Origin of the sequence: Gordonia paraffinivorans NBRC 108238 (genome assembly GCF_000344155.1) — a bacterium.
Classification (GTDB): domain Bacteria; phylum Actinomycetota; class Actinomycetes; order Mycobacteriales; family Mycobacteriaceae; genus Gordonia; species Gordonia paraffinivorans.
Window position 1 is genome coordinate 77,691 of sequence record NZ_BAOQ01000021.1, and the last position, 12,518, is coordinate 90,208.

General features: G+C 69.2%; 12 protein-coding genes. 3 read left to right on the forward strand and 9 right to left on the reverse strand.

The features are described 5' to 3' along the window. Positions 1 to 7: 7 nt before the first annotated feature. The 6 genes from GP2_RS11005 to GP2_RS11030 form a co-directional block, all read right to left on the reverse strand. Positions 8 to 976, reverse strand: coding sequence for an arsenic resistance protein (locus tag GP2_RS11005; RefSeq protein WP_006900586.1), 969 nt, complete (start codon positions 974 to 976; stop codon positions 8 to 10). A 67-nt stretch (positions 977 to 1,043) separates the two neighbouring features. Next, positions 1,044 to 1,685, reverse strand: a complete 642-nt coding sequence (gene upp, locus GP2_RS11010) for a uracil phosphoribosyltransferase (protein WP_006900587.1) — start codon at positions 1,683 to 1,685, stop codon at positions 1,044 to 1,046. A 37-nt stretch (positions 1,686 to 1,722) separates the two neighbouring features. Continuing rightward, complete coding sequence (locus GP2_RS11015; RefSeq protein ID WP_006900588.1) at positions 1,723 to 2,964, reverse strand: URC4/urg3 family protein; 1,242 nt, start codon at positions 2,962 to 2,964, stop codon at positions 1,723 to 1,725. 5 nt (positions 2,965 to 2,969) lie between these two features. Next, positions 2,970 to 4,220, reverse strand: a complete 1,251-nt coding sequence (locus tag GP2_RS11020) for a GTP cyclohydrolase II (RefSeq protein ID WP_006900589.1) — start codon at positions 4,218 to 4,220, stop codon at positions 2,970 to 2,972. Positions 4,221 to 4,448: 228 nt separating this feature from the next. Next, a complete protein-coding gene (katG, locus tag GP2_RS11025; protein WP_006900590.1) occupies positions 4,449 to 6,671 on the reverse strand; it encodes a catalase/peroxidase HPI in 2,223 nt (740 codons plus the stop codon). 155 nt (positions 6,672 to 6,826) lie between these two features. Further along, entirely contained in the window at positions 6,827 to 7,246 is a 420-nt protein-coding gene (locus tag GP2_RS11030; protein ID WP_006900591.1) for a Fur family transcriptional regulator, read from the reverse strand. Between the two features lie 118 nt (positions 7,247 to 7,364). Here GP2_RS11030 and GP2_RS11035 point away from each other — a divergent pair, with 118 nt between their 5' ends. After that, positions 7,365 to 8,264, forward strand: coding sequence for a hypothetical protein (locus GP2_RS11035; RefSeq protein WP_040526801.1), 900 nt, complete (start codon positions 7,365 to 7,367; stop codon positions 8,262 to 8,264). Between the two features lie 25 nt (positions 8,265 to 8,289). Here the strand turns inward: GP2_RS11035 and GP2_RS11040 are convergent, their stop codons facing one another. The 3 genes from GP2_RS11040 to GP2_RS11050 form a co-directional block, all read right to left on the reverse strand. After that, positions 8,290 to 8,844 (reverse strand): DUF4334 domain-containing protein, encoded by a 555-nt coding sequence (locus tag GP2_RS11040; RefSeq protein ID WP_006900593.1) that lies wholly within the window; start codon positions 8,842 to 8,844, stop codon positions 8,290 to 8,292. A gap of 53 nt (positions 8,845 to 8,897) precedes the next feature. Continuing rightward, positions 8,898 to 10,409, reverse strand: coding sequence for an FMN-binding glutamate synthase family protein (locus tag GP2_RS11045; protein ID WP_006900594.1), 1,512 nt, complete (start codon positions 10,407 to 10,409; stop codon positions 8,898 to 8,900). A gap of 142 nt (positions 10,410 to 10,551) precedes the next feature. Beyond that, positions 10,552 to 11,457: a DMT family transporter gene (locus GP2_RS11050; RefSeq protein WP_006900595.1), complete on the reverse strand. Its 906-nt coding sequence runs from the start codon at positions 11,455 to 11,457 to the stop codon at positions 10,552 to 10,554. A 111-nt stretch (positions 11,458 to 11,568) separates the two neighbouring features. Here GP2_RS11050 and GP2_RS11055 point away from each other — a divergent pair, with 111 nt between their 5' ends. Together GP2_RS11055 and GP2_RS11060 are read left to right on the forward strand one after the other, a co-directional pair. Next, positions 11,569 to 12,000, forward strand: a complete 432-nt coding sequence (locus tag GP2_RS11055; RefSeq protein WP_006900596.1) for a PPOX class F420-dependent oxidoreductase — start codon at positions 11,569 to 11,571, stop codon at positions 11,998 to 12,000. A 61-nt stretch (positions 12,001 to 12,061) separates the two neighbouring features. Then, positions 12,062 to 12,499: a VOC family protein gene (locus GP2_RS11060; RefSeq protein WP_040526803.1), complete on the forward strand. Its 438-nt coding sequence runs from the start codon at positions 12,062 to 12,064 to the stop codon at positions 12,497 to 12,499. Positions 12,500 to 12,518 lie beyond the last annotated feature (19 nt).

Below are 12,518 nucleotides of genomic sequence, written 5' to 3' on the forward strand. Positions count from 1 at the left end.
TCCGCGGTCAGCGCCGTCGCGCCGCGCGCGTGAACGCCCACACCATCGTCACCATCGCGACCAGCTCGACGAGCGTCTGCGTGATCACCGTCGCCGCGGCGAGTTCGGCGCCGACCGGTAGCGCGAGGGCCAGGGGCAGGACCACGAGCGAGTTGCGGGTGACGCCGGAGAACACCACGGCGGTGCCCGACTCGGTGGGCAGCCGGAAACCGCGGGCGACGAGCAGCCCCACGGCGCCCATGACGACGATGAACGCGACGTAGACGCCGATCACCCCGGCGAGGTCGTCGAATCGCGAATCGATCCGGGGCACCTGCGAACCCACGGCGGTGAACAGCACGGCCATCATCAGCGGCACCATCGTCGTCGACGCCGCGGCACTCGCGTGTCGTCCGGCGGCACTGCGGGCGGCCCAGAACTGTGTCAGCCACGCGACGGCGAGGGGGACGACGATGAGGACCAGGAACGCCCACAGGAACGGCTCCGGGTCGATCACCTCGCGGCCGTCACCGAGCAGAACCGTGAGATAAACCGGGACCAGGAGCATCTGTACCAGCAACAGCAGCGGCGTCGCGGCCAGCAGGCGTTGGCCCCCGCCACCCGCCAGGCCGGTGAAGACGACCACGTAGTCGACGCACGGGCACAGCAGGACGAGCAGGGCGCCGAGGCGGATCGCGTCGTCGGCCGGCAGCAGGGGAGAGAGCGCGGCGACGACGAGCGGTCCCAGCACGAAGTTCACCAGCAGCACCGCGCCCAGGAAAGCGCGGTCGCGCAGCGCCGCGGCCAGATCCGCGGCGCGGACCTGCAGGAAGGTCACGTAGAGCAACGCCGCGAGGAACGGGGTGACCGCGACGTCGAGGGACTCCGCGGCCGCCGGCGCCGCGAGACCGAGCACGAGGCCGGAACCGATGGCCAGCAGATACAGCGCGACCTGATGCCGTTCGAGTCGGTCGGTGACGGTCGCGGGGCCGGTCATCGGACCATTGTCACCTCACGCCGGTCCCGTCGCCGCAGCAGGTTGCCGGGCGAGCGGTCACCCGCCGTCACGCCGTCCCGAACACGCGGTCGCCCACGTCCCCGAGGCCGGGCCGGATGAAACCGTTCTCGTCCAGCTCACGGTCGACGCTCGCGGTGTAGATCGGCACCTCGGGGTGGGCGTCGTGCAGGACCGCGATCCCCTCGGGGCACGCGACCAGGCACACGAACTTGATCGACTTGGGGCCGTACTCCTTGACGCGATCGACCGCGGCCACGGCCGAGAACCCCGTTGCGAGGAGTGGATCGACGATCACCACGTCGCGCTCGTCGAGATCCGACGGCATCTTGAAGTAGTACTCGACGACCACCATCGTCTTCGGGTCGCGGTAGAGCCCGATGTGTCCGACCCGGGCGCCGGGGACGACGTTGAGCATGCCGTCGGCGATGCCGGCGCCGGCGCGCAACACGGCCGCGAAGACGAGCTTCTTGCCGTCGATCTCGCCGGCGGCGGTGGTCTCCAGCGGGGTCTCGATGGTGACGTCGTGCATCGGGATGTCCCGCAGCACGTCGTAGGCCATCAGCGTGGAGATCTCGGTCAGCAGGCGGCGGAAGTCGTTGGTGGAGGTGTCCTTCCGGCGCATCAGGGTCAGCTTGTGCTGAACCAGCGGGTGGTCGATGACGACGACGGTGCTCGTTGCGGCGCTCATGGCTTCCTCTCTCGCGGCTTCTAGAAGACGGTGCCGGTTAGAAGACGGTGCCGGTGGAACGGATCGTCAACGGCGGCAGACCATGTCGTAGGCGGGTGGCGAGCTTGCGTCCGGCCGCCCAGGTTCCGCCCTCGAGGACGCAGGCCAGGGGCATCGACCGGGGGTCGGCGTGCAGGCGTGCGCGGACCAGGTCGGCGATCTCGTCGAGCAGCGCGACGGTGAGCGCCCGCCACTCGACGATCAGCGGATCCCCGACCTCCCACTCGACGTCGGCCCACGCGTCGTCGCGGAGTGTGAGAACCCCGGTGTCGAGGAGCAGCCCGCCGTTGCGGTACTCGGGCAGGCCGGTCAGGCCGTCGACGTCGGTGATCTGGACCCCGGCCCAGATGAACGGCTCGAGCAGCGAATAGGTGAGCCACTGCGACAGCTTGTGGAACGGCACCCAGCCCGCCGTGGCGCCGGTACCCGCGACCGCGTCGTGACGCCAGCAGTCGCCGAGGGGTTCGTCGCCGATCCGGTTGTCCGACGGCCAGATCGGTGCCAGATGGGTGAGGACGGCGGCCAGTATCTCGGGTGCCGCAAGGCTGGTCCGCCCGTCGCCGACGAGCAGGTCGAACAGTCCGCCGGGACGTCCGACTGGGCCGAAGACATCGGGGGCGTCGGCGAGGGTCTCACCCAACCGCCGAAGGAGTTCGGCCCGTCCCGCCGTCCCGGTCAGCGGATTGTCCTCGCCGACCTGGAAAGCCGCTTCCAACGCCTCCGGGGAGATCGACCGCAGCCCGTCGGCATCCACCCGCAGCGGGACCGCGGGGTCGGCGGAGAACAGACCGGCGCGAAAGGCGTCCCAGCTCGCCACCCCGAGTCCCTCGGACCGCGTCAGCGTGTGGCCGGTAGTGGGTTCGAGGTACCGCCAGTCGGGTCCGGCCCCGGCGTCGAGCAGGACGCTCACCACGACGACGTCGATCAGTGCCCGGCTGCGCTCGGCGGTGTCGGCGGGAAGCGCGGGAGCCAACGCGTTCAGACGGTCGACGCCACCGGCCTCGAAATGTCGCCATCGGCTGTGGAACGGGATGTCCCCGTTCGGGTATCGCTCCCGGGTCGTCTCGATGACCTCCTCGGCCGCCGACTCGAGCGCATCGTCGTGGATCGCGAACCACGCCGACCTCCCGGCGCGTGCTCGCTCGAGGAGTTGCCGGGATCGCTCGCGGACCGCGGCACCCGAACGCAGCGCCGCGGCGGCCGCGGCGGCGTCCTCACGGGTCGGGGTGCCGGTCACCATGCTGCTCATTCGAGACCCCGGCCCTTGACCTTCCGCAACGCCTCGGCGTCGGGAACCGGGCCCCGCGTGAAGTAGCCGGCGGCGGTCTTGGCGTCGATCTCGACGCGGGCGTCGGCGGGGATCAGTTCGTCGGGGATGTTGATCCGCTCGCCGACCGCGATCCCGGAGCCGGTGATGGCGTCGTACTTCATGTTGCTCATCGACACCAGCCGGTGGATCTTGGTGATGCCGAGCCAGTGCAGGACGTCGGGCATGAGTTCCTGGAAGCGCATGTCCTGGACGCCGGCCACGCATTCGGTACGGGCGAAGTACTGGTCGGCGGTGTCGCCGCCCTCCTGGCGTTTGCGCGCGTTGTAGACGAGGAACTTGGTGACCTCGCCGAGTGCGCGTCCCTCCTTGCGCGAGTACGCGACCAGGCCCACCCCGTCGTGCTGCGTGCCGCGGATGCACTCCTCGATCGCGTGGGTGAGGTATGGCCTGCACGTGCAGATGTCGGAGCCGAACACGTCGGAGCCGTTGCACTCGTCGTGCACGCGCGCGGTCAGTTCGACGGCGGGGTCGGCGAGGTCGCGCGGATCGCCGAAGATGTAGACGGTCTGCCCGCCGATCGGAGGCAGGAACACCTCGAGGTCGGATCGGGTCACGAGTTCGGGGTACATGCCGCCGGTCTCCTCGAAGAGCGTCCGGCGTAGTTCGGCCTCCGAGCATCCGAATCGCTCGGCGACGCCGGGCAGGTGCCAGACGGGTTCGACGGCGGCCTTGGTGACCAGGGCGGCGCCGCTCGGCAGGAGCACCTTGCCGTCCGGGACGAGGCGTCCCCGCTCGATGGCCTCGGTGATCTCGGGCAGGATGACGTGCGCCTTGGTCACCGCGATGGTGGGCCGGATGTCGTGGCCCCGCGCGAGCAGGTCGGGCCAGTTCTCGGCGACGGTCGCGCCCCACGGGTCCAGCGACACGATCGCCGTCGGATCCGACCACCGCGGATACGGACCGATCGGGTCGGTGGGGGAGGTGTTGGTGAGGTCGGCCCGGTGATCGCGGGCCAGCGCGCCGGCCGCGACGGCGAGAGCGCGGTACACGCTGTAAGAGCCGCTGTGCGTGCCGATCACGTTGCGGTGCGAGCGGTTTGCGGTGGTCCCGATCACCGGTCCGCGCTCGTGCGGGGTGGGCGCTCCCCACCGGATCGGCGGGGCGTCGAGCCCGCCGCTGTGCGAGGTCAGCCGGATGTGGCCCAAGGACTCGTGCACGCCGGACATCGCGCTCTCCTTCCGCCGGGCGGTGACCCGCCCCTCGAGGGAAAGCGCCAGCATAGTCACGATGCGGCGGTTCCGCCGGGCGAAGCGAGAACTGCCGGACGACCTGCGGCGGCGCGTCCGACGACGCCGTGGCGGCGACGCCCTCGTAGGGTGCCACCGCCACGGCTGGGCGACCGGGACCGCCGTCACCGGGGTCCGTCGGCCGGGCGGGGTGTCGATCCGGCGGACTCAGCGGGGGTCGAGATCGAACCGGTCGAGGTTCATCACCTTGTCCCAGGCCGCGACGAAGTCCCGCACGAACTTCGTCGTCGCGTCGTCGGAGGCGTAGACCTCGGCCAACGCCCGCAGCTGCGAGTTCGACGCGAACGCCAGGTCCACGCGGCTGCCGGTCCAGATCTGCTCGCCGGTTGCGCGGTCGGTGCCGACGAAGACGTCGGCATCATTTGTCTTCGACCATGCGGTGGACATGTCGAGCAGGTTGACGAAGTAGTCGTTCGTCAACGTTCCCGGACGGTCGGTGAGCACGCCGAGCTCCGAATCCCCGAAGGTGGCGCCCAGGACCCGCATTCCGCCGACGAGCACCGTCATCTCCGGTGCCGACAGGGTGAGCAGGTTGGCCTTGTCGATGAGCTCGAACTCGGCGGGCTGGGCCAGGCCCTCGCCCACGTGGTTGCGGAAGCCGTCGGCCCTGGACTCCAGGTAGGCGAACGACTCGACGTCGACGTCCTCCTGGGCCACGTCGGTGCGGCCCGGGGCGAACGGCACGGTGATGTCGACACCGGCGTCGCGTGCGGCCTTCTCCACGGCGGCGACGCCACCCAGCACGACGAGGTCGGCGAAGGAGATCGTCGCACCGGCCTCGCCGGTGAACGACGCGGCGAGGCCCTCCAGGATCTCGACTGTCCCGGCCAGCTGTTCGGGTTCGTTCGCCGCCCAGCTCGCCTGCGGCTGCAGACGGAGGCGACCACCGTTCGCGCCACCGCGGAAGTCGCTGCCGCGGAAGGACGATGCGGCCGCCCACGCGGTCTTGACCAGCCGGGACACGGTCAGGCCCGATTCGAGCAGGAGGGTCTTCAGCCGCGCGATGTCGGCCTCGGTCACCAGCGGCCCCTCGTGCACGGGGACGTTGTCCTGCCACGAGTAGGTCGTCGTCGGGACGAGCGGCCCGCGGTAGCGGATCGCAGGGCCCATGTCGCGGTGCAGCAGCTTGAACCAGGCCTTGGCGAACTCCTCGGCGAGCTCCTCCGGGTGATCGAGCCAGCGGCGGGTGATCGCGCCGTACTCGGGGTCGTACCGCATCGCCAGATCGCTCGTGAGCATCGACGGGTTGGTCTTGCCGTCGCCGAATGCCATCGGCACGGTGCCGTCACCGGTGCCGTCTTTCGGCCGCCACTGGTTGGCGCCGGCCGGGCTCTTGTACAGCTCCCACTCGTGGCCGTAGAGGGTTTCCAGGAAGGCGTTGTCCCACCTGGTCGGGGTCGGGTTCCAGATGACCTCCAGGCCGCTGGTGATGGTGTCGGGGCCGTTGCCCGCGCCGTGGGAGCTGCGCCATCCGAGGCCCGCGTCCTCGAGCGCGGCGGCCTCGGGTTCGGGGCCGACGAGACTCGCGTCGCCCGCGCCGTGGGTCTTTCCGAAGGTGTGTCCACCGACGATGAGGGCGGCGGTCTCGACATCGTTCATCGCCATCCGCGCGAACGTGTCGCGGATGTCGCGTGCCGAGCCCAGGATGTCCGGATTTCCCTCGGGCCCTTCGGGGTTGACGTAGATGAGCCCCATCTGAACGGCGGCCAGCGGGTTCTCCAGCTCCCGGTCGCCCCGGTAACGGTGATCGGCAAGCCACTCCGTCTCGGGACCCCAGTAGACCTCGTCGGGTTCCCACTCGTCGACGCGGCCGAAGGCGAAGCCTGCCGTCTGAAAGCCCATCGACTCGAGGGCGACGTTGCCCGCGAACACCAGGAGATCGGCCCACGAGATCGACTGTCCGTACTTCTTTTTGACCGGCCACAGCAGCCGGCGGGCCTTGTCGAGGTTGGCGTTGTCGGGCCAGCTGTTCAACGGCGCGAAGCGCTGCATCCCGGCTCCCGCGCCCCCGCGGCCGTCCTGCACCCGGTAGGTGCCCGCGGCGTGCCAGGACATGCGGACCATGAGGCCGCCGTAGTGGCCGAAGTCGGCCGGCCACCAGTCCTGGGAGTCGGTCATGAGGGCGGTCAGATCGGCTCGAAGGGCCTCGACATCGAGATCCTTCAGTGCCTCGTGGTAGTCGAAGCCGACGTCGAGAGGGTTCACGACGTCCGGATTGTGCTGCAACATCTTGAGATTCAGCTGATTCGGCCACCAGTCGCGGGTGCCGCCGCCCTCGGTCGGCCTCCTGGCGGTGCCGTGATCGACCGGGCAGCCGCCTGCGGCCGGCCGGGTGTTCGCCTCGGCGATCGGCGGGTGTTGTGGTGCCATGACTCTTCCTTTCGGGAAACGGTGAATGGCCTGTGGCCACGTGGGAGCACGCCCGGTCCGCACGAGCGGATCGGCCGAGGTGAAGCGGTGTCTGGTGTACGACGATGCGGTTGTGGGGAGGGTGTCGTGGTGTGTGGAAAGGGGATGTACAGAGATCAGCGTCTGCAGTCGGGGCAGAGTCCCCAATAGACGACCTCGGCCTCGTCGATGACAAAACCGTGGTCGTCGGATGCGTTCAGGCACGGGGCCGCGCCGACGGCGCAATCCACGTCACCGATCGCACCGCAGCTGCGGCAGACCACGTGATGGTGGTTGTCGCCGATCCGCGACTCGTACCGCGAGACATGTCCCGTCGGCTGGATTCGACGGATCAATCCGGCAGATGTCAACGCGGACAACACGTCATAGACGGTCTGCTGCGAGACGTCGGGTACCTCGTGCCGGGTCAGCCGGAGGACCGTGTCGGTGTCGGCATGAGGATGTGCATGCACCGCACGCATGACCGCCACTCGCGGCCGGGTCACGCGCAGGCGTGCCGACCGCAGCTGTGCAGCGCAGGCGTCGTCGGTGAGCATGAGTCCGAGTATGCGCCGTTTTCTGGAACTGTTCAAGTTTAGGCGCGGATTGTGCTCCGGATCATGGAGCTCCCCGGACGTAGGATCGGTGCATGACCCGATCGCCGCAGGTGCGCTGATGTCGCGACTCGAGGAGATCGCCGACGAGCTCTACGGGCTGACCCCCGATCGGTTCGTCGCGCGACGCAGCGAGCTCGCCAAGGAGGCCAGGTCCGAGGGCGATCGGAAACTGGCCAAGGCCGTCTCCGGGTTGCGGCGACCGACGCAGTCGGCATGGGCGGTCAACCAATGGGTGCGCGCCGAACCCGACAACTGTGGGCTGATCGCCGAACTCGCCGCGGATCTGACTGCAGCCCAGCGCCGTTCGGACGTCGGAGCCATTCGCAGCCTGTCCACGCGGCGTAAGGAGGTGGTCGCGGCATCGGCCCGGGGGGTCGTCGACACCGCCGACGGTCTGGGAGTGACCCTGTCCGAGAACATGATCCGCGAGGTCGTGCAGACGCTCCGGGCGGCGATCGCCGACCGGGACACGTTGGACCTGCTGCGTCGTGGACGCCTGACGTCGTCGGTCGAATACAGCGGCTTCGGCCCGGCCGGCGTGTTCGTGGTGCCCGATCCGGCGTCCGACACCGATGACACGGAGGCGACGGATACCGCCCCGGATGACACCGGACCGGACGACACCCCACCGGACGACGATGCGGAGGCCGACGAGGCCGCTGCGCGGCGTCGTGAACTCGAGGAGAGGCTCGCCCGGGCCGAGAGTGTCGAGCAGGAGGCCCGCGACGATCTGACCGAGGCGTCGTCAGCGGTCGACGAGGCGTCCTCGGAGGTCGACGAACTCGCCGGGCGAGTGCGGGAGCTCCGCGAACAGCTGTCCAGGGTCGAGGACGAGTTGCGATTCGCCCGTCAGAGGCTGTCGGCCGCGGAGAAGGGGAGGTCTGAGGCCAAGGCCGCGTTGCGCGAGGCGATCGCCGAGGCCGGTGAGATCCGCGCCGCACTCGCGGACCTCGACTGACCGCCCCCGCGCGACGCGAGAAGCCCTACAGCACCCGGAGCGACTCGTCGCGCTTGAGCGCGAAGAAGTACGGCGCCGGAGATCCCTTGAGGTCCATCGCGCCGATGACCGCGTCGTCGGAGATCCGACGGAACACGTCGTTGATGGGCAGCTGGTCGTAGATCATCGTCGCGGTGTCGGTTCCGCGGTGCCTGGTGGTACGCAGGCGGGCCCGCGACTTCCGGGTCTGGCTGAGCAGGCGGGTCGTCGCGATCGGCGTCGCGAACGACATGTTCTTGGTCTGCGGCGCCTTCTCGGCCAGGGAGAGTCCGCCGAAGGCGATCCCGGGGTTCATCGCCCACAGGGCGCGGCCGTCGCGGGTCGGGAACAGCAGGGGATGGACGTTCTCGGCGTCGATGAACTGCTTGCCCCACCAGCCGCTGGCGGCGAGGAAGCCGTCGAGGGGGTGTCCGGTCGGGACCTCGGCGCCGCGCCACGTGCCGATCATGAAGTCCGGCTCGACCGCGTCGGACGAGTCGAACAGGTCGAGTGCATCGGCGGTCGTCGTCGGGACGGCGGGAAGGATCGTGCTCGCGTTCATGCCTCCGATGGTACGGGCAAAGACACAGATCTCGAACTGCGTCCCATTCTGCGTCACACGGGCGAGTACATGATCCGGGTGATCTCGGAACGGTCCCTCTCCGAGGGGATGCCCCAGCCGGGTTCGTATCCGATGGCCTCGGTCAACGTCGTGAACGTTCCGTCGGCGCGGAGGACGTCGATGTCGTCGGTCGTGGCCAGTGCCGGGTGCGCGACGGCGAGCGCATCGGAGAGCTTGAGCAGGTCGCGTCGCAGGGCGGTGAGGTAGTTGGCGGTGCGCCCGCTCTTGGTGGCCGGGTCGACGCCCCGCATGAGCCACGTGCTCTGGGTGGCGACACCGGTGGGGCACCGCCCGGTGTGGCAGCGCTGAGCCTGGATGCATCCGATCGCGAGCATCGCCTCGCGTGCGACGTTGACCATGTCGGCGCCCAGCGCGAACGCCATGAGCGCCCGGTCGGGCAGTCCCGTCCGGCCCGACGCGATCCAGGTGATGTTCTCGGCGATCCCGCGTTCGTGGAAGATCTTCTGCACGAGAGGAAGCGCGGTGAACAGCGGATGGCTGACGTGGTCGGAGAACGCCAGCGGTGCCGCACCGGTGCCGCCGTCGCCGCCGTCGATCGTGATGAAGTCGACCCCGCGGGATCCGTCGGCCATCGCGTCGGCGAGGTCGTCCCAGAAGTGCAGGTGGCCGACGGCTGACTTGATGCCTACCGGTAGGCCGGTGGCGTCGGCGATCGTCTCGACGAAGTCGAGGAGCGAGTCCACGTCGCCGAACGCCGTGTGCCGCGAAGGGCTCACGCAGTCCTTCCCCCGCTCGATGCCGCGGATTCGGGCGATCTCCTCGGTCACCTTGGCCGCGGGCAGGACGCCGCCGAGCCCGGGCTTGGCACCCTGACTGAGCTTGATCTCGATCGTGCGGACCGGCGAGTCGGCGATCGTCTCGAGAAGCGCCGGCAGCGAGAACTCGCCACCGGGTGTGCGGCAGCCGAAGTAGCCGGTGCCGATCTGATAGACCAGATCACCGCCCTGACGGTGATGGGACGAGAGGCCGCCCTCGCCGGTGTTGTGGAGTGCCCCGGCCAGGCGGGCGCCCTCGTTGAGCGACTCGATCGCCGGCGCGGACAGAGAGCCGTAGCTCATCGCGGAGATGTTGGCCACCGACGTGGGGCGGAACGCCTTGCGGCGGCCGCGAGGACCGCCGAGGATCTTGGCCGATGGCAGGAAGGCGTTCTCGGTGTGCGGACGCGCAGGCAGGTCGCTGAACGTGCGGGTCTTGATGATGGGGTAGCCGTCGGTGCCGTCGATCACGTTGTCGGTGCCGAACCCGAAGTAGTTGTTCTCGAGTTTCGCCGAGGCGTAGATCCAGCGGCGCTGGTCCCGATTGAACGGCCGCTCGGTGTTGTTGTCGGTAACGATGTACTGCCGCAGCTCGGGACCGACCGATTCCACCGCGTACCGCAGGTGCCCGACGACGGGGAAGGTGCGCAGGATGCTGTGTTCCTTCTGGAACAGGTCGTAGGTGGTCAGGCTTGCCAGTGCGAGGGCGGGGATGCTGAGCTTCTTCACGATCACTTCTGTTCGATCGGGGTCCCGTCCGGTGGGCTCTGGGCGGGTGCGTCGGGCGCGGACGCGGCCGACCAAGCATAGGTGCGGGGATCGTGGTCACTCGTCTGAATCGGACGCGCCGCGACAACCCGTCGCAGATTCGTCAGCCGGCGGTCTCGGGCGCCGGGTCGCCGGACTTGTCACCGGAGTCGGACCCCTCCGTCAGCCACGCGACGGCGAATGCTCCGGCGATCGCCCCGGCGAAACCGACGTATGCGAGCCAGCCCAGACCGTCGATCGCATGGTCCCCGAGGAACAGCACGCCGACGATGGCCGGGATACCCACCTCCCCGACGACGAGCACCGCGGTGACGGCGTTGACCGGTCCGAGTTGGAGGGCGACCGTCTGCACGTAGAACGCGATCGCGCCGGTGAGCGCGATGGTCCATGCGGCGGGGTCCTCGAGCATCGTGACGAAGTCGACCGGGTGGACGCCGTCGAGCACGCGGACCGCGACCGCCAGCGCCCCGTACATCGCACCGGAGAGAGCGCCTGCGAAGATCGCCCCGCGTCGGCCCAGCGACCGGACGACCACGACCCCGATGACCGCCACCGCGGTCGAGATCCCGAACAGCGCCCAGTGGAAGGCCATGTCGTGCTTCGTCGCGGCCTCGTGGGAGGCCGAGGCGCCCAGCATGCACAGCGACACGATGACGGCCGCCATCGCGGCGATCTCTCGGCCGCTGAGTTTGTTGCCCAGCAGCGCGCTGCCGAGCAACGCCGTGACGATGAGGTTCCCGGCGACGATGGTCTGCGCCAGGAAGAGGGGGAGCAGTCGTGCCGCGATGGCGCCGCCGCCGAAGCCCAGGACGACCATCAGGGTTCCGATCAGGAACGTCGGGTCGCGGAAGGTGTCGACCGTCGACTTCAGGGAAGGTCCGCCTTCGGTGGTGATCGCCGCCGCGTCCGAGGGCGCGGCTGCATTCCGGGCGCCCATCGCGCGCAACACCGTCGACAAACCGTAGGCCACGGCTGCGAGGGTGGCCGCAATGATTCCGATCGTGAACACCGAATGAACGTAGCCAATCCGACGAGGCGATGCGTAGTCGCGCAGCAGGCATGGCAAGGATTGGCCCCCTCGACACGGAATAGTGCGTCGTCGCGCCGGGTTGCCGAGTGCATGACCTCCACCGAATACGACCCGCGCGAACTCCTCGCCCAGACCGGGATCGGCGTCCTGGCCACGATCCGGTCGTCGGGCCTGCCGCAACTGTCTCCGGTGACCCACCACTACGACCGCGCCACCGACTCGATCTACGTGTCGATGACCGACGGTCGGGCCAAGACCCGGAACCTGCGGCGCGACCCGCGTGCCGCCCTCGAGGTGACCGGCCCGGACGGCTACACCTGGGCGACCGCCGAGGGTGAGGTCTCCCTGATCGGGCCGGGCACCGATCCGTACGGTCCCGAGGTGGAGGCGCTCGTCGACTACTACCGCAAAGCCGCCGGTGAACACCCCGACTGGGACGAGTACCGCAGCGTGATGGTCTCCGATCGGCGCGTCCTCATGGTCATGAGGGTGACCCACGTCTACGGCGCGAAACTGCGCTGATCCGCTGCGAACTCGCCAATGAGGACCGTCGTCGTCCGCATAGGGGCACACAGTGATCGGTATGACCGTTGAATTCCAGGTGACCTTCGACTGTGCGGATCCGGCTACGCTCGCCGCGTTCTGGGCCGAGGTGCTCGGCTACCGGCTTCAGGAACCACCGCCGGGATTCGACTCCTGGGACGCCGCGCTCGAGGCGTTCGGCATCCCCGAGGAGCGTCGCAACGACGCATCGGCGGTGATCGACCCGGACGGACACGGGCCGCGCATCTTCTTCCAGCGCGTTCCCGAGGGCAAGACAGTGAAGAACCGCGTGCACCTCGATGTCCGGGCAGCTCCGGGGCTCTCCGGCGACGAGCGCATGGAGGCGTTGGAGACCGAGGCCGCCCGGCTCGTCGGGCTCGGTGCCACCCGCGTCGCGCGTCACGATCCGCAGCCGCCGCTGCAGGCCGGACACATCGTCCTCCAAGACCCCGAGGGCAACGAATTCTGCCTCGACTGACGGGATTTCGTAGCAGAAA

Bases quoted from the DNA above. Each gene is read 5' to 3' on its own strand.
- GP2_RS11060 (WP_040526803.1), top strand. From the start codon at position 12,062: ATGACCGTTGAATTCCAGGTGACCTTCGACTGTGCGGATCCGGCTACG.
- GP2_RS11040 (WP_006900593.1), bottom strand. From the start codon at position 8,844: ATGAACGCGAGCACGATCCTTCCCGCCGTCCCGACGACGACCGCCGAT.
- GP2_RS11035 (WP_040526801.1), top strand. From the start codon at position 7,365: ATGTCGCGACTCGAGGAGATCGCCGACGAGCTCTACGGGCTGACCCCC.
- upp (WP_006900587.1), bottom strand. From the start codon at position 1,685: ATGAGCGCCGCAACGAGCACCGTCGTCGTCATCGACCACCCGCTGGTT.
- GP2_RS11020 (WP_006900589.1), bottom strand. From the start codon at position 4,220: ATGTCCGGCGTGCACGAGTCCTTGGGCCACATCCGGCTGACCTCGCAC.
- GP2_RS11005 (WP_006900586.1), bottom strand. From the start codon at position 976: ATGACCGGCCCCGCGACCGTCACCGACCGACTCGAACGGCATCAGGTC.
- katG (WP_006900590.1), bottom strand. From the start codon at position 6,671: ATGGCACCACAACACCCGCCGATCGCCGAGGCGAACACCCGGCCGGCC.
- GP2_RS11055 (WP_006900596.1), top strand. From the start codon at position 11,569: ATGACCTCCACCGAATACGACCCGCGCGAACTCCTCGCCCAGACCGGG.
- GP2_RS11015 (WP_006900588.1), bottom strand. From the start codon at position 2,964: ATGGTGACCGGCACCCCGACCCGTGAGGACGCCGCCGCGGCCGCCGCG.
- GP2_RS11030 (WP_006900591.1), bottom strand. From the start codon at position 7,246: ATGCTCACCGACGACGCCTGCGCTGCACAGCTGCGGTCGGCACGCCTG.